Genomic DNA, 22,909 nt, shown 5'->3' on the forward strand with positions numbered 1-22,909 from the left:
GCATGGACGTCACCCCAAAGCGGCCGTTGTGGCAGATCTACCTGATGTTTTTGGCACCCATGGTGCTGTCCAACTTCCTGCAAAGCTTTTCCGGCACCCTCAACGGCATCTATGTCGGGCAGATGCTCGGCACCCAGGCGCTGGCGGCGGTGTCGGGGATGTTCCCCATCGTATTTTTCTTTATTGCGTTGGTGATCGGCCTGGGGGCGGGCGCTTCAGTGTTGATAGGGCAAGCCTGGGGCGCCCAGGAAACTGCGATGGTCAAGGTGATTACCGGCGCCACCCTGACACTTGGCGCGCTGGTGGGCTTGATCGCGGCAGTGCTGGGCAGCCTGTTCGCGCGCCCGGCGTTGCAGGCGTTGGGTACGCCAATCGATGTGCTCGACGACGCAGTGGGTTATGCCCAGATGATGATGTTGATCATGCCGCTGCTGCTGGTGTTTATCCTCTACACCCAGCTGTTACGGGGTGTGAGCGATACGGTTTCGCCGTTGCTGGCGTTGATGGTCTCGACCCTGGTCGGCCTGCTGCTGACCCCGGCGCTGATCCGTGGCTGGATCGGCTTGCCACCCATGGGGATTCAGAGTGCGGTGTATGCAGGCTTGGTGGGCAACGCGGCGGCCATGCTGTTTCTGATTTTGCGCCTGCGGCATAAAAACCATGTGATGGCGCCGGACCGTGAACTGCTCGCGGCCTTGCGCCTGGACCGGGCCATCCTCGGCAAGGTCCTGCGCATCGGCTTGCCAACCGGCTTGCAGATGGTGGTGTTGTCGCTGTCGGAGCTGGTGATTCTGGCGCTGGTCAACGGTCACGGCTCACAAGCTACGGCGGCCTATGGCGCGGTGACGCAGATCGTCAACTATGTGCAGTTCCCGGCGCTGTCGATTGCGATCACGGCCTCGATCCTCGGTGCCCAGGCAATTGGTGCCGGGCGCCTGGAGCGTATCGGGCCGATCCTGCGCACCGGGCTTGTGATCAATCTGTGTCTCACCGGTGGCTTGATCCTGTTGGGTTACTTGTTGTCCCACTGGTTGCTGGGTTTGTTCATCACGGACGACGCGGCGCGGCTCAATGCCGAGCACCTGCTGCATATCATGCTGTGGAGCATCCTGGTGTTCGGGTTCCAGGCGGTGATCGGCGGGATCATGCGCGCCAGCGGCGTGGTGTTGATGCCGGTGGCGATTTCGATCTTCTGTGTGCTGTGTGTCGAGTTGCCAATGGCGTATCTGTTCAACGCGCACTTCGGCCTGGAAGGCGTGTGGATGGCGTTTCCGGTGACCTACCTGGCGATGCTGGTGTTGCAGACCGCCTATTACCGCTTGGTGTGGCGCCACAAGCAGATCAAACGGCTGGTGTGACAGGTTGCTTCAGGCCTTGCAGTAACAGCTCTAGGCCCTGCAAACCTTCTTGCAGGCGCACGTGTGGGTGTTCGTCACGGGCGATCCACAGGGCCGTGTTGACCAGGCTGCCATTGATCAACTGGGCCAGCGCGACGCTGGAGGCTTGCGCGATGACACCGGCCTGCATCATCGCCTCCAGCAACTGGCGCAGGGATTCCACGCATTGTTGCTGGGAGCCGGTATCACCGAGTACGGCAGGCGCATCCTGCAACACGATGCGTTGGATCTCGCCATCCTGGGCCATGCGCAAATAGGCGCGGCAGCGCTCACAAAAGCCGCTCCAGGGCTCCTGCGCCTGGTCGCTGATGCCTTGCAGGCGCGCGTCCATCTCCGCGTCGATCTCGGCGACCACCGCCGCCAATAAACCTTTCTTGTCGCCGAAGTGATGGTACAACGCACCGCGTGTGAGGCCGGCGCGCGCGGTAAAATCATCCATCGAAGTGTTGGCGTAGCCTTGGGTAGCGAAGGCTTGGCGAGCGCTGGCGATCAGCCGGGCACGGGTGGCGTCGATCATTTCGGTACGGACTCGGCTCATGGGTAAGGCTCGCGTTATCTCAGTGAGTGATTGACATACGCTGCGTATGTTACGCATGATTTGTCACATACGCACCGTATGTATTTTGCCTTGCTACCTGCAAATCGCAAGTTTCAAAGGTTGAGGAAGAGGTTAAGCAGGATGGCAAATCCCTACGCCGAGTTATTCCAGGCCCCAGGCAGCCGGGCGTTTGTACTGGCGGGCATGCTGGCGCGTATGCCGATTTCGATGACCGGCATCGGCCTGATCACCATGCTCTCGCAAGTGAATGGCGGCTATGGCCTGGCAGGCTCGGTGGCGGCAGTGTTTGCCCTGGCGACGGCATTCTGCGCGCCGCAGGTGTCCCGCCTGGTGGACCGCTATGGCCAGGGTCGGGTGCTGCCGGTTGCGGCGCTGATCGGCGGCGGAGCGTTGTTGCTGCTGTTGCTGTGCACACGCTTGCAGGCGCCAGCCTGGACGCTGTTTGTGTTCGCCGCACTGGCTGGTTGCATGCCGAACATGTCGGCCATGGTACGGGCGCGCTGGACCGAGCTGTACCGCGGCCAGCCCAGGCTGAAAACCGCGTTTGCCCTGGAATCAGTGCTTGATGAGGTGTGTTTTATTATTGGCCCGCCGATTTCTGTGGGGCTGTGCGTGGTGCTGTTCCCGGAAGCGGGTCCATTGGTGGCAGCGGTGCTGTTGGCGGTTGGCGTCACCACGTTTGTGCTGCAGCGCGCGACAGAACCGCCGGTGCACGCGCAACAAGACCACCACGGCCGCTGGTTGATCGCCTCACCGTCGGTATTGATCCTGATGATCCTGCTGCTCGCCATGGGCGTGATCGTGGGTGTGGTGGACGTGGTCAGCGTAGCCTTTGCCCAACACCAGGGCCAACCGGCGGCGGCCAGTATCGTGCTGTCGGTGTATGCCATCGGCTCGTGCCTGGCGGGCTTGGCCTTTGGCATGCTCAAGCTCAAGGCGCCGTTGCCTCGGCAGTTCCTGTTTTGCGGCGTGGCCACGGCATTGACCACGTTACCTTTATTGTTGGTGACTGATATTCCCGGTCTGGCGGCGGCGATTTTTATCTCCGGGCTGTTCTTTGCCCCAACGTTGATCGTCTCCATGGCCCTGGTGGAGCAGGTGGTGCCGCCCGGCCGCCTGACTGAAGGCATGACCTGGCTGATCACCGGCCTGAGCATCGGCGTGGCCATTGGTGCAGCCAGCTCCGGTTGGATGATCGACCACTTTGGCGCTGCCAGCGGGTTCTGGGTGGCATTGGCGGCGGGGGCGGTGGTGTTGGGTTCGGCCGCGTTTGGGTATCGGCGGTTGGGGCGTCAGCCTAACGCCGGGAGTGGTTCTACGCAGTGATGTTGCAGAAACTCATTCAGCGCCTGCCGCGTCAGGTCATTGAGCGTCACTTTCTTGCGGGTCGCTGCCAGGGCCGCCGCCAAATGCAGGTCGTGGCCGACGCGTACGTTGAATGAACCCTTGCAAGGTTTCTCCGGGGTTTGCCCCAGCGCCTGGCAGGTTACGAGGTAGTCATCCACGGCCTCACGGAACGCCGCGTCCAGCTCGGCGACGGTTTTGCCTTCGTAGCTCACCAGTGCCTTGATGAACAGCACTTTGCCGAACAGGCAGTTGTCTTCGAGGCTGGCTTCGATAGAGCCGATGTAGCCTTGGTGTTTCAGTTGGTTGTCCACTGAATCAGTTCTCCTGATTTCAATTGTTCGATGATCTGGCGCCGAATGTAGTGTTTCAGTTCGTTGCCAGGGTGAGGCCTGTGCAAGGTGATCATTGCACTGGGGTCGCCGATGTCGAACTTGACGCGGCTTCCAGCCCCTTCAATTTGTCTGTAGCCAAGCTGACGCATCAGCGTTACCAGCTCAGGCCAGGTAAATGCCATGTGCTCATTGAGCAGTTTGGCGAGCAGCTTTTCATTTTTGGACACGGCGTTCCCTGCGTGTAACTAAATGTAGTTGCAAAAAGTGGTGTTCGTCAATGCTAGCCTGAGTTTGCGAGCCTTGGCTGAGATTGATGTAACCCTTGATGACACCGCGCTTCACGCCGCTTACGCCCCGCTAATTTTTCCTTGTCCGGTTCGTTTTATAGGGACGACGTGCCTTTGTGCTTCCTGCCTATTGTTCCGGACTCCAAGAAATGAATGCTGAAGACTCCTTGAAACTTGCTCGCCGGTTTATCGGGTTGCCCCTGGAAAAGCGCCAGGTATTCCTGCAAGCCCTGCAGAAAGAAGGCGTGGATTTTTCCCGGTTTCCGATTCCGGCGGGCGTGGACGTGGAGGATCGCCAGGCGCTGTCCTACGCGCAGCAGCGCATGTGGTTTCTGTGGCAACTGGACCCGGCCAGTGGTGCCTATAACCTACCCGGCGCGGTGCGGTTAAAAGGCGCCCTCAGCCTGCGCGCACTGGAGCAGGCATTCGCAAGCCTGGTGGCACGTCATGAAACCCTGCGCACGGTGTTCCGGCGCCAGTCCGACGATCGTTTGCTGCAAGTTGCCATCGAGCCGTCGGTTGCCGTCGAGCCTCTGGACTTCAGTGCGCTGGGCTTTGACGAACGCGAGCAGGCCGTCAATCAGGCGGCGACCCGTCAATCACTGCTGCCGTTCGATCTGGAAAACGGCCCACTGCTGCGCGTGCAATTGCTCAAGCTCGATGCGCAAGAGCATGTGCTGCTGCTGACCCTGCACCACATCGTCTCCGATGGCTGGTCGATGAATGTGCTGATCGACGAGTTCATTCGCTGCTACGACGCCCACGAACGCCACGAGACGCCGCAATTGCCGGCGCTGCCGATCCAGTACAGCGACTACGCCCTGTGGCAGCGCCGTTGGCTGGAAGCGGGGGAGCAGGCACGCCAGCTTGAATACTGGCAGGCACGTCTGGGTGATGAGCATCCGGTGCTGGAACTGCCCACCGATCGCCCGCGTCCGGCCATGCCCAGCTACCAGGGCACCCGGCATAATTTCGCCATCGATTCAGGCCTCGCCGCGCAGCTGCGTAGTTGCGCGCAAAAGCACAACGTCACCCTGTTCATGTTGCTGCTGGGCGCTTTCAACGTGTTGTTGCATCGCTACACGGGGCAGGGCGATATCCGCGTCGGTGTGCCGATCGCCAATCGTAATCGCAGTGAGGTCGAAGGGCTGATCGGTTTTTTCGTCAACACTCAGGTTCTGCGTACCGAGTTAACCGGGCAAACCCGTGTCGCCGAACTGTTGCAGGGCATCAAGGAGCACGCCCTCGGCGCCCAGGCCCATCAGGAGCTGCCGTTCGAGCGTCTGGTGGAAGCCCTCAAGGTCGAGCGCAGCCTGAGCCATACGCCGCTGTTTCAGGTGATGTACAACCACCAGCCGGTGGTAGCGGACATTGCCTCGGTGAGCACCGCCTCCGGCCTGGAACTGGCGCTGGTGGAGTGGCAAGGCCGTACCACCCAGTTCGACCTGACCCTGGATACCTATGAAAAGTCCGGCACCTTGCAGGCTGCGTTGACCTACGCCAACGACCTGTTTGACGCGCCTTCTATTACGCGTATGGCCCAGCACTGGATCAGCCTGCTGCAGGCCATGGTTTCCGGCGACGAACACCGCATCGGTGAGTTGCCGATGCTGGCCGCCGATGAGCAGCAGGTGCTGGTCCAGGCATGGAACCAGACGGCCCAGGCGTACCCGACCGCGCAAGGAGTGCATCGGCTCATTGAAGAGCAGGTACAGCGCACCCCGGATGCTCCGGCGCTGGTGTTTGGTGCGACCACGTTGAGCTATGCCCAGCTCGACGCCCGCGCCAACCAGTTGGCCCATGCCTTGCGCGAGCAGGGCGTCGGCCCTGACGTGCTGGTGGGTATCTGTGTGGAGCGCTCGGTCGAGATGGTGGTGGGCCTGTTGGCGATCCTCAAGGCCGGCGGTGCCTATGTGCCGTTGGACCCCGAATACCCCCAGGAACGCCTCTCCTACATGATCGAAGACAGCGGCATCAAGCTGTTGCTCAGCCAGCAGAGCCTGCAGGCTTCGTTGCCGATTAATGGCGTGCAAGTGATCGTTCTGGACCAGGCGCCGGGTTGGCTTGACGGCTATAGCCGCGAATCACCGGCCGTGGCCATCCAGGCGCTCAACCTGGCCTACGTGATTTACACCTCCGGTTCCACCGGCAAACCCAAGGGCGCCGGCAACAGCCATCGCGCGCTGGTCAACCGCTTGTGCTGGATGCAGCAGGCTTACGGCCTGGACGCCAGCGATGCGGTCTTGCAGAAAACCCCGTTCAGCTTTGATGTGTCGGTGTGGGAATTTTTCTGGCCATTGATGACCGGCGCTCGGCTGGTGGTCGCCGCTCCTGGCGAACATCGCGAGCCGGCGCGACTGATCCAGACCATCGGCCGTCACGCCATTACCACCTTGCACTTCGTGCCGTCGATGCTCCAGGCGTTTATCCATGAGGCGGGCGTGCAGGCTTGTACGAGCCTCAAACGCATCGTGTGCAGCGGCGAAGCCTTGCCGTTGGACGCGCAGTTGCAGGTGTTCGCCAAACTGCCAGCGACGGGTTTGTTCAACCTCTACGGCCCCACCGAAGCCGCCATCGACGTCACCCACTGGACATGCGTCGACGAAGGCGCCGACAGCGTGCCCATCGGTCGTCCGATTGCCAACCTGGCCACCTATGTCCTCGACGCCCAGCTCAACCCGGTGCCCGCCGGTGTCTCTGGCGAGTTGTACCTGGGCGGCGTCGGCCTGGCGCGCAGCTATCACCGCCGCCCGGGCTTGACCGCCGAACGCTTTGTGCCGAGCCCTTTTGTTGACGGAGAGCGCCTCTATCGCACCGGCGACCGCGTGCGCCAGCGTGCCGATGGCGTGATCGAGTACCTCGGCCGCCTCGACCATCAGGTCAAGCTGCGCGGCTTGCGTATCGAGCTGGGCGAAATCGAAACCCGCCTGATCCAACACCCGCAGGTGCGAGAAGCGGTGGTGCTGGTGCAGGGCGGCAAACAGCTGGTTGCCTACCTGGTTAACGAGGGTGAAGCGCCGAGCGACCTCAAGGCCTGGTTGCTCAGCAGCCTGCCGGAATACATGGTGCCCACGCACTTCGTCACCCTGGCCAAACTGCCGGTCACTGCCAACGGCAAGCTCGACCGCAAGGCGCTGCCGTTGCCGGATGCTGCGCCGCAGCAAGCCTTTATCGCGCCTGAAAACGCCCTGCAAAAAGCCCTGGCGGCAATCTGGAGTGATGTGCTCGGCGCCGCGCAAGTCGGTCTGGACGACAACTTCTTCGAGCTGGGTGGCGACTCGATTATCTCCATCCAAGTGGTCAGCCGCGCCCGTCAGGCGGGGATTCGCCTCAGCCCGCGTGACCTGTTCCAGTACCAGAGCGTGCGCAGCCTGGCGCTGGTGGCGAGCTTTGAACAGGCGACGGTTATCAATCAGGAGCCAGTCAGCGGCGAGGTGATCCTCACGCCCGTGCAACACAGCTTTTTCGAGCAGGTGATCCCGGCGCGCCAGCGTTGGAACCAGTCGCTGCTGTTGGCCCCGCGTGAAGCCCTGGAGCCCGCGCGCATTGACGCGGCCTTGACCCGATTGATTAACCACCATGACGCACTGCGCCTGCGTTTTGTGCGCCAGGCAGACGGTTGGCAGCAGGCCCACGCCGAGCCGGTTGCAAGTGCTTCAGTGTGGCAGGCCCAAGTCGCTGACGAGGCTGAGCTGGCCGCACTTTGCGACAAGGCACACGGCAGCCTCAACCTTGAACAGGGTCCGCTGCTGCGCGCGGTACTGGTCTCGATGGCAGACGGCGCCCAGCGCCTGCTGCTGGTGGTGCATCACCTGGTGGTCGATGGCGTGTCGTGGCGCATCCTGCTCGAAGACCTGCAGCAGGCTTACCGCAACGCTGCGCTGCCGGCCAAGACCAGTGCCTACCAAGACTGGGCGCAGCAGTTGCAGGCCCATGCGCTGACGCTGGATAACCAACTGCCGTATTGGCAGGCCCAGACCGCGAGCGCCGATCTGCCCTGCGACAACCCCCAGGGCGGCCTGCAGAATCGCCTGGGCAGCAAGCTCGAAATCCGCTTGAGCGCCGAACACACCCGTCAACTGCTGCAAGACGCCCCGGCGGCCTACCGCACCCAGGTCAATGACTTGCTGCTAACCGCGCTGGCGCGAGTGGTCAGCCGCTGGAGCGAGCAGCCTGCCGCGCTGATCCAGCTGGAAGGCCATGGCCGTGAAGACCTGTTCGACACGCTTGACTTGAGCCGCACCGTGGGCTGGTTCACCAGCCTGTTCCCGGTGCGCCTGCAAGCTGATGGCGAGCTGTCGGCGGCGATCAAATCGGTGAAGGAACAACTGCGCGCCGTGCCGCACAAAGGCATTGGCTACGGCCTGCTGCGCTACCTCGGCACGCCTGACGCCCGTGAAGCGCTCTCGAACCTGGCCGCGCCACGCATCACGTTCAACTACCTGGGGCAGTTCGACCGCCAGTTCAACGAGTCGGCGCTGTTCGTTCCCGCCACCCAGGGCAGTGGGCAGGCTCAAGACCCGGAGGCGCCGCTGGCTAACTGGCTGACGGTGGAGGGGCAGGTGTACGGCGGTGAATTGGCCCTGCAGTGGGGGTTCAGCCGTGAAATGTTCGAGGTCGCGACTGTCCAGCAGCTGGCGGATGATTACCAGCAGGAACTGCTGGCACTGATCGCGCATTGCGTCGACCCTAAACAGGGCGGCCTGACACCGGCCGACGTGACCCTGGCGCAATTGACCCAACCCCAGCTCGACGAGTTGGCACTGCCGGCAAGGGACGTGCAGGACCTGTACCCGCTGTCGCCGATGCAACAGGGCATGCTGTTTCACAGCCTCTACCAACAGGGCGAGGATGACATTTACGTCAGCCAGCTGCGCGCCGATGTGCACGGCCTGGACGTGGCAGTCTTCCAGCGTGCCTGGGCGCAAGTGCTGGCACGGCATGACATGTTGCGCACCGGCTTTGTCTGGCAGGACGACCAGGGCCAGGCCCTGCAAGTGGTGCATCGCCAGGTCAGCTTGCCGTTCACCGAATTCGACTGGCGTGGCCGTCAGGACCTTCCCGCCGCCCTGGGTAGCCTGGCCGCCGAGCACCACCGCGAGGGCTTCGAGCTGGCGCGTCCGCCGTTGCTGCGGGTGGCGTTGGTACGTACGGCTGAAGACCGCTGGCACTTGATCTACACCAGCCATCACATCCTGATGGATGGCTGGAGCAATGCACTGGTGCTCAATGAAGTGCTGCAGGCCTGCAAGGGCCAGGCATTGGCGCCGGTGGGCGCGGGGTTTTCCCAGCACATCGCCTGGTTGCAGCAGCAGGATCCGGCGTTGGGCGAAGCCTTTTGGCGCCAGCGACTGGCGCAGTTGGACGAGCCGACGCACTTGGCGCGCAGTGTGGCCAAGAGCCCAGCGCAGAGTGCGGGTGAATACGGTGAAGTGCTTTGTGAGTGGGATGCTATCCAGACGCAGCGCCTGGCGGTCTTCGCCCGTGCACACCAAGTGACCCTCAATACCCTGGTGCAATCGGCGTGGCTGTTGCTGCTGCAACGCTACACCGGCCAGTCCAGCGTCGCCTGTGGGGTGACGGTTTCCGGGCGCCCGGCGCAATTGGCGGATGTCGAGCAGCAAGTCGGCCTGTTCATCAACACCTTGCCGCTGATTGCCGCCGCCAGCCCGGCGCAAAGCGTCAGCGATTGGGTGCGATGCGTACAGGCACTGAACCTGGAAATGCGCGAGCATGAACACACGCCGCTGTTTGATATCCAGCGCTGGGCCGGTTCGGCCGGTGAGGCATTATTCGACACGCTGGTGGTTTTCGAAAACTTCCCGGTGGCCAAGACGCTGGAACAGTCGGGCGAGGGCGGTTTGCGTTTCAGTGGCGTCAGTCATCAGGAGCGCACCAACTACCCGTTGACACTGACCGTGCACGGCGGCGAGCGCCTGAGCCTGCACCTGGAATACCTGCGTGCGCAGTTTGCCACCGACACCGTGCAGCACATTGGCAACTACTTGCAGGGCTTGCTGCAGCAATTTATTCAGGCGCCGGAGCAAGCCGTGGGCGCCATCCCCTTGCTGTTGGACCCTGAATACACCCGCGTACTGCAAGACTGGAACCCGCGCAGTGTTGCTCAAACGGCCAAGGCAAGCGTATTGCAGCGCTTCGAACAACAAGCCGCGCTGCACCCGCAAAACATCGCGCTGATCCTGGACCAGCAGCGTATGACCTACGCCGACCTCAACCTGCGCGCCAATCGCCTGGCCCATCGTCTGATCGCGTTGGGCGTCAGCGCCGACACCCTGGTGGGCGTGGCGGTGGACCGTTCCCTGGAAATGATCGTTGGCTTGCTGGCGGTGCTCAAGTCCGGTGGCGCTTATGTGCCGCTGGACCCGAAATACCCGGCCGAACGCCTGCAATGCATGATCGAGGACAGCGGTCTGCAATTACTGCTGACTCAGCAGCCGTTGGTGGCGCATCTGCCGATCAGCGCGAACCTGACGCTTGTGTGCCTGGAGTCCGGCGCAGACTGGTTGGCCGATTACAGTGCTGAAAACCCCGTGTCGAGGGCGCAGCCGGCCAACCTGGCCTACGTGATGTTCACTTCCGGCTCGACCGGCAGGCCAAAAGGCGTGGGCATCGACCTGGCGTCCCTGGCCCGGCATGTGGAGGTGTTCACCGAACTGTTTGCGCTGCAGGCCCATGACCGCGTGCTGCAATTTGGCACCTTCAACTTCGACGGTTTTGTCGAGCAGCTCTACCCGGCGCTGTGCTGCGGTGCGGCGGTGGTGGTACGCGGTGGCGAACTGTGGGACAGCGACACCTTCTACCAGCAACTGATTGAACACGATATTTCCGTGGTCGACCTGACCACGGCCTATTGGCTGTCTCTGGTGCGCGACTTTGCAGACCTAGGCCCACGTGATTATGGGCGCCTGCGCCAACTGCACATTGGCGGCGAAGCCATGCCGCCTGAAGGGCTGAATGCCTGGCGCGCAGCAGGCTTGCAGCATGTGCGGCTGCTCAATACCTACGGGCCTACCGAAGCCACCGTGACCGCCACTGCCCTGGACTGCGCCGCGTATGTCGAGGGCCGTGAAGCCTTGCCGTCGATGATGCCGATTGGCCGCGTGCTGGATGGCCGTGCCATTTACCTGCTGGATGCCAACCTCAACCCGGTGCCGGTAGGTGTCGCCGGGGAGTTGGTGATCGGCGGGCCGCTGCTGGCGCGGGGTTATTTCAAGCGTGCGGACCTGACGGCCCACCGCTTCATTCCCGATCCTTTCTGTGCTGACGGCGTCGGCCGTTTGTACCGCACCGGTGACCTGGCGCGCTATCGCGCCGATGGGATGATCGAGTACGTGGGGCGAATCGACCATCAGGTCAAGGTGCGAGGTTTCCGTATCGAGTTGGGTGAAATCGAAGCGCGCCTGCTGGTCCAGGCCAGTGTGCGCGAGGCGCTGGTGATCGCGGCGGACAACCAGTTGGTCGGCTATATCGTGGCCAGCCAGTCATTGTCCGACGCCGAGCAGGCCCAGTTGCGCACGCAGCTCAAGGCCGCGTTGCGCCAAGAGCTGCCGGACTACATGGTGCCGGCGCATCTGCTGGTGCTGGAGCGCCTGCCGCTGAGCCCCAACGGCAAGCTCGACCGTGCCGCGCTGCCCAAGCCGGATACCAGCCAAGCTCTGGTCGATTGGGTTGCACCGGTCACCGAGACCGAGCAACGCGTCGCGGCCATCTGGGCCCAGGTGCTGGGCGCCGTACGGGTAGGGCTTAACGATCACTTCTTCGAGATGGGCGGGCATTCGTTGCTCGCAACTCAGGTGGTGTCCCGGTTGCGTCATGGCCTGGGTCTCGAAGTTGCACTGCGCACGCTGTTTGAGCAGCCCGTGCTGGGCGATTTTGTCAACACTCTGGCTGGGGTCAACAATCTCGCCGCGGTCAGCGCTTCGGCGCCGGCGATGGTGGCGGCGGACAGCGATCAGCCATTGTTGCTGTCCTACGCCCAGGAACGGCAGTGGTTCCTCTGGCAACTGGACCCGCACAGTTCGGCCTATCACGTGCCGAGTGCGCTGCGCTTGAAAGGTCCGCTGGACCGCTGCGCCCTGCAACGTGCCTTCGATACCCTGGTGGCGCGTCACGACAGCCTGCGCACGCATTTTCAGCAAGAAACCGACCGCACGGTGCAAGTGGTCAGCCCACAGGCGCGGATCGAACTCGCATTCGCGCTCACCGACCAAGCGCAGCTCAAATCCAGGGTGCAAGCGCTGGTGGCGCAACCGTTCGATCTGCGCCAGGGGCCGCTGATGCGTGTGAGCCTCTTGCGCCTGGCTGAAGACGAGCATGTGCTGGTCCTGGTGCAACATCACATCATCTCCGACGGCTGGTCGATGCAAGTGATGGTCGACGAACTGGTGCAGTTGTATACGGCCTACAGCCAAGACCAGGCCCTGCAATTGCCGGCGATGCCGATCCAATACGCCGACTACGCAAAATGGCAGCGCGATTGGATGGAAGCCGGTGAAAAGGCGCGCCAGCTCGACTACTGGCGTGAACTGCTCGGCGGCGAGCAACCGGTGCTGGAGTTGCCTTTTGATCACCAGCGCCCTGCGGTACCGTCCCATCGCGGCGCGCGTTTGTATATGGCGCTGCCGACCCCGTTGCTCGATGGCCTCAAGTCGTTGGCCCAGCGCGAAGGTGTGACGCTGTTCATGCTGTTGCTGGCCTCCTACCACGCGCTGTTGCATCGCTACAGCGGCCAGCAGGACATCCGTGTCGGCGTGCCGATTGCCAATCGCAACCGCGTTGAAACCGAACGGCTGATCGGCTTCTTCGTCAACACCCAAGTGCTCAAGGCCGAAATAGACGCGCAAACCACCGTTGCCCAGTTGCTGCAGCAGGTCAAACAGCGCGCCCTGGAAGCCCAGGCCCATCAGGACCTGCCGTTCGAGCAACTGGTCGAGGCCCTGCAACCTGAGCGCAGCCTGAGTTTGAGCCCGTTGTTCCAGGTGGCGTTCAACCACCACATCAGCCAGGCCAGCGAGCATTTACAGCGCCTGGCGCAGTTGGACATGAGCCCGGTGAGCTGGGATGAAACGGCCGCGCATTTCGACCTTACCCTGGATATCGAGGAGTCCCGTGACCAGTTGAGTGCGTCCCTGAGCTATGCGACCGACCTGTTCGAAGCGTCGACCATTGAACGCATGGCACGCCACTGGCAGAACCTGTTGCAGGCGATGATTGCCGACCAGCAGCAGCCCATCAGCCAGTTGAACCTGCTCAGCCAGGATGAGCAACAGCACATCCTGCAGCTGTGGAACCAGGCCGACGCCGGTTTCCCGGCCGAGCGCCTGGTACACGAACTGTTCGCCGATCGCGCCCGGGAAACCCCGGATGCGGTGGCGGTCAAGTTCGATGCACAAACCCTGACTTATGACGAGCTGGACCGCCAGGCCAACCGCCTGGCCCATGCGCTGATCGCTCGTGGCGTCGGCCCGGAAGTGCGGGTGGCGATTGCCATGCCGCGCAGTGCGGAAATCATGGTGGCGTTCCTCGCAGTGATGAAAGCCGGTGGCGTGTATGTGCCGCTGGACATCGAATACCCGCGTGATCGTTTGCTGTACATGATGCAAGACAGCCGCGCCAAGTTGCTGCTGAGCCACACCAGCGCCTTGCCGCAATTGCCGCTCGCCGAGGGTCTGGACACACTGGCCATTGACCGCACCGAAGACTGGACCGGCTACAGCGATACCGCGCCGCAGGTAAATCTGGATGGCGATAACCTCGCCTACGTGATCTACACCTCCGGCTCCACCGGCATGCCCAAGGGCGTGGCCGTTTCCCACGGGCCACTGGTGGCGCACATCATCGCCACCGGGGAACGCTACGAAACCAGCCCGGCCGATTGCGAATTGCATTTCATGTCATTTGCCTTTGACGGCTCCCACGAAGGCTGGATGCACCCGCTGATCAATGGCGCCAGCGTGCTGATTCGCGACGACAGCCTGTGGCTGCCCGAATACACCTACGCGCAAATGCACCGTCACAACGTGACCATGGCCGTGTTCCCGCCGGTGTACCTGCAACAATTGGCCGAGCATGCCGAGCGCGATGGCAACCCGCCCAATGTGCGCGTGTACTGCTTCGGCGGTGATGCGGTGGCGCAGGCCAGTTACGACCTGGCTTGGCGCGCACTGAAACCAACATACCTGTTCAACGGCTACGGCCCGACCGAAACCGTGGTCACGCCATTGCTGTGGAAAGCCCGCCGAGGCGATCCCTGCGGCGCCGTCTACGCGCCGATCGGCACACTGTTGGGCAACCGCAGCGGCTACGTGCTGGACTCACAACTCAACCTGCAACCCATCGGCGTGGCTGGTGAGCTGTACCTCGGCGGCGAAGGCGTGGCCCGTGGTTATCTGGAGCGCCCGGCACTCACCGCCGAACGCTTTGTGCCGGACCCGTTCGGCAAGCCCGGCAGCCGCGTTTACCGCAGCGGCGACCTGACCCGTGGCCGTGCGGACGGCGTGGTGGATTACCTCGGGCGTGTCGACCATCAGGTGAAAATTCGTGGTTTCCGTATTGAGTTGGGCGAGATCGAAGCACGCCTGCGCGAGCAGGACAGCGTCGGCGAAACCGTCGTCGTGGCCCAGGAAGGCCAGGCCGGTAAGCAATTGGTCGCCTATGTAGTGCCTGCCACCGTGCAGCTCGACCACACCGCGTTCCGCGACAGCCTGCGCCGGGCCCTGAAAACCCGGCTACCGGATTACATGGTGCCGACGCACTTCATGTTCCTGGACCAAATGCCATTGACCCCCAACGGCAAACTCGACCGCAAGGGCCTGCCCGAGCCGGATGCGAGCCTGATGCAGCAGCACTACGTCGCCCCGCAAACCGAGCTGGAGCAGCAAATCGCCGCGATCTGGGCCGAGATTCTGCACTTGCCTCGCGTGGGCCTGGACGACAACTTCTTCGAAGTGGGCGGCCACTCCTTGCTGGCAATCCAGATCACCTCGCGGGTGCAGGCCGAACTGGGGCTGGAAGTGCCGCTGGTGGAAGTGTTCCAGACCGAAACGTTGCGCGCCTATGCCCAGGCCGCTGCCACCTTCCGCGCCGGCAGCGCGGAAGACTTTGATGATCTTCGTGACTTTTTGAGCGAACTAGAGGCGATTTGAACCATGCTTTCCAACCCTAATATCGATCTGGTTTCGCGCTTTCTTCGCCTGCCTCTGGAACAGCGTCAACAGTTCTACCAACGCCTGCAAAGCCGTGGCATGAGTTTCGCGCAACTGCCGATCGCCTCGATTCGCGAGGACGGCCAGCACGCACCGCTGTCTTATGCCCAGGAGCGCCAGTGGTTTCTCTGGCAACTGGACCCGGACAGTGCGGCCTATCACGTCCCCGGCGCCTTGCGCCTGAGCGGGCGCCTGGACAAGGCCGCGCTGCAGCGCAGCTTCGACACGCTGGTGACACGCCATGAAAGCCTGCGCACCCGTTTGCACCTGGAGGGCGAGCAGCGTGCCCAGCAAGTATTGGCCCAGGCTGTGATCGAGATCGCTGAACACTCAGCCGACGAGGCCGGGCTAAAAGCAAGCGTCGAAGCTGAAATCGCCCGACCTTTCGATTTGCAGCAAGGTCCGTTATTGCGGGTCAGCTTGTTCGGCCTAAGCGAAGAAGAGCATGTGCTGGTGCTGGTTCAGCACCATATCGTCTCTGACGGTTGGTCGATGGGCGTGACGGTGCAAGAGCTGATGCAGCTTTATGCCGCCTACAGCCAGGGCCAGGCGTGCACGTTGGCACCGCTGCCGATCCAGTATGCCGATTACGCGTTGTGGCAACGCCGCTGGATGGAGGCGGGGGAGAAGGCCCGTCAACTGGATTACTGGCGTGAGCTGCTCAGTGGCACGCAGCCGGTGCTGGAACTGCCGCTCGATCACCCGCGCCCGGCACAGCAGAGTTTCCTTGGCGCACGCCAGGACATTGCCCTGGAACCCGCCCTGGTCGCCGGTCTCAAGGCCTTGGCTCAGCGCGAAGGGGTGACGCTATTCATGCTGCTGTTGGCGTCGTTTCAGGTATTTCTGTATCGCTACAGCGGGCAGTCGGACATTCGCGTCGGCGTGCCGATCGCCAATCGCAACCGCGTCGAGATCGAATCGCTGATCGGCTTTTTCGTCAACACGCAGGTGCTCAAGGCCGATCTCGACGGCCAGATGACCTTCGCCCAGCTGCTGCAACACACCAAGCGCCGCGCGTTGGAAGCCCAGGCCCATCAGGATTTGCCCTTCGAGCAACTGGTCGAAGCGCTGCAACCCGAACGCAGCCTTAGCCATAACCCGCTGTTTCAGGTGATGTTCAATCACCAGGCCAAGACCCCATCCGCAGAGCAGCAACTGCCGGGCCTGCGTGTGGCCAGCCTCGAACTGGAAACCCAAAGCGCCCAGTTTGACCTGAGCCTGGATACCCAGGAAACCGGCGACGGCCTCTGGGCCTCCCTGACCTATGCCACCGACTTGTTCAACACGGCGACCGCCTCGCGCATGCTGGGCCATTGGCTGAACCTGTTACGCGCCGCCGTGGCCAACCCTGCAATGGCCTTGCAGGACCTGGCGACGCTGGACGCCACGGAGCGCCAACAACTCCTCTACCAGTGGAATGCCACCGAGCGCGCCTACCCGCAAGGCCAGTGGGTGCATCAGTTGATTGAAGCGCAGGTGCTGGCGCAACAGGATGCACCGGCATTGCGTTTTGGTGACGTTTCGCTGAGTTACGCCGAACTGAACCGCCGCGCCAATCGCCTGGCCCATCGTTTGATCGAGGCCGGCGTTGGCCCGGATGCGCTGGTGGGGCTGGCGGTGGAGCGCTCCATCGAGATGGTGGTGGGGCTATTGGCGGTGCTCAAGGCCGGTGGCGCGTATGTGCCGCTGGACCCGGAATACCCGCGTGAGCGCCTGGCCTACATGCTTGAAGACAGCGGCGTGAAGCTGCTGCTGACTCAGGCGCATTTGCTCGAACAGTTGCCGATCCCACAAGGATTGGAAACCCTGGTGCTGGGTGAGTCCGGCTTCGACAGCTACAGCGACGCAAACCCGGATATCGCGCTGGACGGCGAAAACCTCGCCTACGTGATCTACACCTCCGGCTCCACCGGCCAACCCAAAGGCGCCGGCAACCGCCATTCAGCGCTGCTCAATCGCCTGCAATGGATGCAGGAGGCCTATGGCCTGGGCGCCAGCGACAGCGTGCTGCAAAAGACCCCGTTCAGCTTCGACGTGTCGGTGTGGGAGTTCTTCTGGCCACTGATAACCGGCGCGCGCCTGGTCGTTGCAGCACCGGGCGATCACCGTGATCCGGCCCGGTTGGTCAGCCTGATCACTGCCGAACAGATCACCACGCTGCACTTTGTACCCTCGATGTTGCAGGCGTTCCTGCAAGACCCGGCGGTTTCGACCTGCCACAGCGTGCAGCGCATCGTGTGCAGCGGCGAGGCGCTGCCGGTGGATGCGCAACAGCAAGTCATGGCCAAACTGCCGCAAGCCGGGCTCTATAACCTCTACGGTCCAACCGAAGCCGCCATCGACGTGACCCACTGGACCTGTGTCGATGAAGGGCGTGACGCCGTGCCGATTGGTCGCCCGATTGCCAATCTGGGCTGCTACATCCTCGACAGCCATTTCGAACCGGTACCGATTGGCGTGCTGGGCGAGCTTTACCTGGGCGGTCTCGGCCTGGCCCGTGGTTATCACCGACGTCCGGCATTGACCGCCGAGCGTTTTATCGCCCATCCCTTTGTCAGCGGTGAGCGTCTGTACCGCAGCGGCGACCTGGCGCGGTATCGCGCAGACGGCGTGATTGAATATGCCGGGCGTGCCGATCATCAGGTCAAGTTGCGTGGCCTACGTATCGAATTGGGCGAAATCGAAGCGCGTTTACTGGAACACGATTACGTCCGCGAAGCGGCCGTGTTGGCACCGGACAGTCAATACCTGGTGGGCTACCTGGTGCTGCAAAACGCAGCGGATGATTGGCGCGATGTGCTCGGCGCTCATCTTGCCGAAACACTGCCGGATTACATGGTGCCCGCACAATGGATGCTGCTGGAGCAGATGCCGCTGAGCCCCAACGGCAAGCTTGACCGTAAGGCGCTGCCAAAGCCCGAAGCCACGCAGCAATATGAAGCCCCGCAAAGCGCGCTGGAGCAGCAGATCGCCGCCATCTGGGCCGACGTGCTGGGCATCGAGCAGGTGGGGTTGAATGACAATTTCTTTGAGCGCGGCGGTGACTCGATCATCTCGATTCAGGTGGTCAGTCGCGCACGTGCCGCCGGTATTCATTTCACCGCCAAGGCGTTGTTCCAGCATCAAACCGTGCGCAGCCTCGCGCGGGTGGCGCAGTTGCAAACCGCGCGGGTGATCGACCAAGGTTCGGTGCAGGGTGAGACGCCGTTGCTGCCGTTCCAGCAGTTGTTCTTCGAGATGCAGCTGCCGGACCCGCATCACTGGAACCAGTCCTTCTTGCTGACGCCACGCCAAGCGCTTCAGGGCGATCGTCTGGAAGCCGCGTTGCAGGGCCTGATTGCTCACCACGATGTGCTGCGTTTGCGCTTCAGCCAGCACCTTGAGGGTTGGCAAGCCGAGCATGCTGCGGCTGGCACACAGGTACTGTGGCAAGCCAAGGTGGCAGATGCCAGCGAGTTGACCGCGCTCTGCGAAAAAGCCCAGCGCAGCCTCGACCTGCAACAGGGGCCATTGCTGCGTGCGGTACTGGTCGAGCTGGCAGACGGTTCCCAGCGCCTGTTGCTGGTAATGCACCACTTGGTGGTGGACGGCGTGTCCTGGCGGGTGTTCCTTGAAGACCTGCAAGCGCTGTATCGCGAACAAAAATTGCCGGCCAAGACCTCTTCATTCAAAGCCTGGGCCGAGCGCTTGCAAGCCCACGCCCGTAGCGCTGCGATGGCGTCCGAGCAAGCCTTTTGGCAGCAACAGCTGCAAGGTGCGGCCACCGACTTGCCGTGCCGTGACCCGCAAGGCGCGCGTCCCGGGCGACTGGCCGAGACTGTGGTCAGCCAACTGGATGCCGAACGCACCCGGCAATTGCTGCAACAGGCGCCGACGGCCTACCGCACTCAGATCAACGACCTGCTGCTCACGGCCCTGGCTCGGGTGATCTGCCAGTGGACGGGTCACGCCTCGAGCCTGATCCAGCTGGAGGGCCATGGCCGTGAAGACCTGTTTGACGACATTGACCTGACGCGCACCCTGGGCTGGTTCACCAGCCTGTTTCCGGTGCGCCTGACCCCCGACGTGTCCCTGGCGGTTTCGATCAAACAGATCAAGGAGCAATTGCGCAGCGTGCCGCATAAAGGCTTGGGTTTTGGCGCTTTGCGTTACCTGGGCGATGACGCCACACGTGAGGCGTTCAGTGCTTTGCCAGCGCCGCGCATCACCTTCAACTACCTGGGCCAGGTTGACGGCAGTTTCGACCAACCGGACACCCTGTTCGCGCCCGCCGCAGAAAGTGCCGGTGCCGAACAAAGCCCGGATGCGCCGCTGGGTAACTGGCTGACGCTCAACGGCCAAGTCTATGGCGGCGAACTGCAACTGGGCTGGACGTTCAGCCCGCTGATGTTCGACCCCGCGGTGATCGAAACGCTGAGCGCGGCTTACACCCGCGAACTCAACGCGCTGATAGAACATTGCTGCACGCCCGGCAATGGCGGTGTGACCGCCTCGGATTTCCCGTTATCGCGCTTGAACCAATCGCAGCTGGAGTCGTTGCCGCTGGCGTTCGATGCCGTAGAAGACATCTACACCTTGTCGCCCATGCAGCAAGGCATGCTCTTTCACACCCTCTATGAGCAGACGGCGGGCGACTACATCAACCAGATTCGCGTGACGGCGCAAGGCCTGGACGTGGCGCGCTTCCAGCACGCCTGGGATGCCACGGTGCAGGCTCATGACGTGCTGCGCAGCGGGTTCTTCTGGGAAGGCCAGCTGGAATGGCCATGCCAGGTGGTATACCGCGAAGCGCGGCTGCCGATTCAGGTTCTGGACTGGCGCGCCATGCCGGAGCGCGAACTGGAACTGCGCAACCTGCAACAGGCCCAGCGCCGCGAGGGTTTTGACCTGGCCAAGGCGCCACTGGTGCGGCTGGTACTGGTGCGCACCGATGAGCAGTGCTACGAATTGATTTACACCCACCACCACATCTTGATGGACGGCTGGAGCAATTCGCGGCTGTTCGGCGAAGTGCTGCAACGCTATGCCGGTGTGGCAGTGCCGGAAGCGGCCGGGCGCTATCGCGATTACATCGGTTGGCTGCAACAGCGTGATGCCGCTGCGACCGAAGCCTTCTGGCGCGAACAATTGAGTGCATTGCAAACCCCGACACGGCTGGACAGCAGCCAACCGATGGCGGTGCAAGGGCATGGCGAGTATCAACTGGCGCTTGATCGCACACTCACGACTCAACTTGAGTCGTTCGCCCGAAGCCACAAAGTCACGCTCAATACTTTGATCCAGGCGGCGTGGCTGATTCTGTTGCAGCGTCACAGTGGCCAGGCGGTAGTGGCCTTCGGTGCTACCGTGGCCGGTCGCCCGGCGGAGCTTGCGGGCGTTGAGCAGCAGATCGGTCTGTTCATCAACACCTTGCCGGTGATCTGCGCGGTCGAGGGGCAGGTGTCAGTGGCCGACTGGTTGCAAGCCGTGCAGGCGCAAAACCTGGCCTTGCGTGAGCATGAACACACTGGCCTGTATGACATTCAGCGCTGGGCCGGGCAGGGCGGTGAAGCCTTGTTCGACAATATCCTGGTGTTTGAAAACTACCCGGTGTCCAAAGCCCTGGCGCAAAGCGGCGACAGCGGCATTCGGTTTGGCGAGCCCCACGCCCATGAGCAAACCAACTTCCCGCTGACGGTGCTGGTGGATCTGGGCGAAACGCTGTCGGTGCAGTTCAGCTTTGCCCGCGCGCATTTCCACGAAAATACGGTGCAAGGTTACGGCCGGCATCTGGTCAACCTGCTGCAAGCGATGCTTGAGGGCGGGCAGCAACGCCTGGGTGAGCTGGCGATGCTCGACGCCACTGAGCGCCAACAGGTGATTGAGGACTGGAACGCCACATCCCGCGATTACCCGTTGCAGCAAACGGTGCATCAACTGATTGAAGCGCAGGTTGCGCTCACGCCAGCGGCACCGGCGATAGTGTTTGCCGAGCAGCGCTTGAATTACGCTGAGCTGAACCGCCGCGCCAATCGCCTGGCCCATCGTCTGATCGAGGCGGGCGTGGGGCCGGACACGCTGGTGGGGCTGGCGGTGGAGCGTTCCATCGAGATGGTGATCGGCCTGCTGGCGGTGCTCAAGGCTGGTGGCGCATACGTGCCGCTGGACCCGGAGTATCCGCGTGAGCGCCTGGCCTACATGCTTGAAGACAGTGGCGTGAAGCTGCTGCTCACTCAGGCGCATCTAATCGGTCAGTTGCCGATTCCACACGGCCTGGAAACGCTGGTACTTGGCGAGACTGGATTCGAAGACTTTAACGAAGAGAATCCGGGTATTGCTCTGGACGGCGAAAACCTCGCCTACGTGATCTACACCTCCGGTTCCACCGGCCAGCCAAAAGGCGCCGGCAACCGTCATGCGGCCCTGACCAACCGCCTGCAATGGATGCAGGAAGCCTACGGCCTGGATGTCAGCGACAGCGTGCTGCAAAAGACCCCGTTCAGCTTTGATGTGTCGGTGTGGGAGTTCTTCTGGCCACTGATGACCGGCGCACGCCTAGTCGTTGCTGCGCCCGGCGATCACCGTGATCCGGCCAGGCTGGTCAGCCTGATCAATGCCGAACAGGTCACCACGCTGCACTTTGTACCCTCGATGTTGCAGGCATTCCTGCAAGACCCGACCGTCGCGACCTGCCACACCTTGCACCGCATTGTGTGCAGCGGCGAGGCGTTGCCGGTGGATGCGCAACAGCAGGTCTTCGCCAAACTACCGCAAGCCGGGTTGTATAACCTTTACGGTCCGACCGAGGCCGCCATCGACGTGACCCACTGGACCTGCATCAATGAAGGTCGCGATGCGGTGCCGATTGGTCGCCCGATTGCCAACCTGGGCTGCTACATCCTCGACGGCAACTTTGAGCCGGCGCCGGTGGGCGTGTTGGGCGAGCTGTACCTGGGAGGTGTCGGCCTGGCCCGGGGTTACCATCGCCGCCCGGCATTGACCGCCGAGCGCTTTATTGCCAACCCCTTTGTCAACGGTGAGCGCCTGTATCGCACCGGCGACCTGGCGCGCTATCGCGACGACGGCGTGATCGAGTACGCCGGGCGTATCGACCATCAAGTCAAGTTGCGTGGCTTGCGTATCGAGTTGGGTGAAATCGAAGCGCGCCTGCTCGAACACGAGTGGGTGCGTGAAGCCGCGGTGTTGGCCGTCGACGGCAAATACCTGGTGGGCTACCTGGTGTTGCAAAACGCCGCCGACGACTGGCGCGACGTGTTGAGCGCGCACTTGGCCCAACACCTGCCGGACTACATGGTGCCCGCGCTATGGATGCTGCTGGAACAGATGCCCCTGAGCCCCAACGGCAAGCTCGACCGCAAGGCGCTGCCGAAGGTGGACGCCAACCTGCAGGCGCGCGAATACGCGGCGCCGCGCAGCGACCTGGAACAACAGATCGCCGCGATCTGGGCCGAAGTGCTCGACGTGCAACGGGTGGGCTTGAACGACAACTTCTTCGAATTGGGCGGGCATTCCCTGTTGGCCACCCAAGTGGTGGTGCGCCTGCGCGAGCAGTTGCACGCCGAATTCGACGTCAAATCGATCTTCACCACCCCGACCCTGGCGGATTTCAGTGCCTATGTCGCCACCCGGCAAACAAATAATTCACCGGTGCAGGACGCATTGGCTAAATCCTTGGAGGCCCTCAAACGTCTATCAGCAGAAGATTTGGATAAATTGATTTCCTGAGGGGCGTGGCGTGCAAGCATTAATCGAGTCGGTAGGT

General features: G+C 62.5%; 7 protein-coding genes. 4 read left to right on the forward strand and 3 right to left on the reverse strand.

Translation table 11 applies throughout. The features are described 5' to 3' along the window. Window positions 1–2: 2 nt before the first annotated feature. Complete coding sequence (locus AOA62_RS17445) at window positions 3–1,358, forward strand: MATE family efflux transporter (protein ID WP_017139597.1); 1,356 nt, start codon at window positions 3–5, stop codon at window positions 1,356–1,358. Here AOA62_RS17445 and AOA62_RS17450 read toward each other — a convergent pair. Then, window positions 1,342–1,935, reverse strand: a complete 594-nt coding sequence (locus AOA62_RS17450; RefSeq protein WP_017139596.1) for a TetR/AcrR family transcriptional regulator — start codon at window positions 1,933–1,935, stop codon at window positions 1,342–1,344. The genes AOA62_RS17445 and AOA62_RS17450 overlap by 17 nt on opposite strands. A 141-nt stretch (window positions 1,936–2,076) precedes the next feature. Between AOA62_RS17450 and AOA62_RS17455 the strand changes: the two genes are divergently transcribed. Further along, window positions 2,077–3,282 (forward strand): MFS transporter, encoded by a 1,206-nt coding sequence (locus AOA62_RS17455; protein ID WP_099549281.1) that lies wholly within the window; start codon window positions 2,077–2,079, stop codon window positions 3,280–3,282. On the opposite strand, the gene AOA62_RS17460 is transcribed toward AOA62_RS17455, so the two are convergent. Both AOA62_RS17460 and AOA62_RS17465 read right to left on the reverse strand, forming a co-directional pair. Continuing rightward, window positions 3,249–3,614, reverse strand: coding sequence for a type II toxin-antitoxin system HicB family antitoxin (locus tag AOA62_RS17460; RefSeq protein ID WP_099549282.1), 366 nt, complete (start codon window positions 3,612–3,614; stop codon window positions 3,249–3,251). The genes AOA62_RS17455 and AOA62_RS17460 overlap by 34 nt on opposite strands. Beyond that, complete coding sequence (locus AOA62_RS17465) at window positions 3,599–3,862, reverse strand: type II toxin-antitoxin system HicA family toxin (protein ID WP_099549283.1); 264 nt, start codon at window positions 3,860–3,862, stop codon at window positions 3,599–3,601. The genes AOA62_RS17460 and AOA62_RS17465 overlap by 16 nt, the downstream gene beginning before the upstream one ends. Before the next feature lie 209 nt (window positions 3,863–4,071). On the opposite strand from AOA62_RS17465, the gene AOA62_RS17470 reads away from it, so the two are divergent. Both AOA62_RS17470 and AOA62_RS17475 read left to right on the forward strand, forming a co-directional pair. Further along, the gene (locus tag AOA62_RS17470; protein ID WP_099549284.1) at window positions 4,072–15,087 is read left to right on the forward strand and encodes a non-ribosomal peptide synthetase; all 11,016 of its coding nucleotides are present in this window, start codon (window positions 4,072–4,074) and stop codon (window positions 15,085–15,087) included. Window positions 15,088–15,090: 3 nt separating this feature from the next. After that, the gene (locus AOA62_RS17475) at window positions 15,091–22,872 is read left to right on the forward strand and encodes a non-ribosomal peptide synthetase (protein WP_099549285.1); all 7,782 of its coding nucleotides are present in this window, start codon (window positions 15,091–15,093) and stop codon (window positions 22,870–22,872) included. Window positions 22,873–22,909 lie beyond the last annotated feature (37 nt).

The sequence above is a fragment of the Pseudomonas sp. 2995-3 genome, assembly GCF_002742565.1.
GTDB classification, from domain to species: Bacteria; Pseudomonadota; Gammaproteobacteria; order Pseudomonadales; family Pseudomonadaceae; genus Aquipseudomonas; species Aquipseudomonas edaphica.

Excerpts from the sequence above, each read along its gene's own strand:
- AOA62_RS17470 (WP_099549284.1), top strand. The coding sequence starts at position 4,072 with ATGAATGCTGAAGACTCCTTGAAACTTGCTCGCCGGTTTATCGGGTTG.
- AOA62_RS17450 (WP_017139596.1), bottom strand. The coding sequence starts at position 1,935 with ATGAGCCGAGTCCGTACCGAAATGATCGACGCCACCCGTGCCCGGCTG.
- AOA62_RS17475 (WP_099549285.1), top strand. The coding sequence starts at position 15,091 with ATGCTTTCCAACCCTAATATCGATCTGGTTTCGCGCTTTCTTCGCCTG.
- AOA62_RS17445 (WP_017139597.1), top strand. The coding sequence starts at position 3 with ATGGACGTCACCCCAAAGCGGCCGTTGTGGCAGATCTACCTGATGTTT.
- AOA62_RS17455 (WP_099549281.1), top strand. The coding sequence starts at position 2,077 with ATGGCAAATCCCTACGCCGAGTTATTCCAGGCCCCAGGCAGCCGGGCG.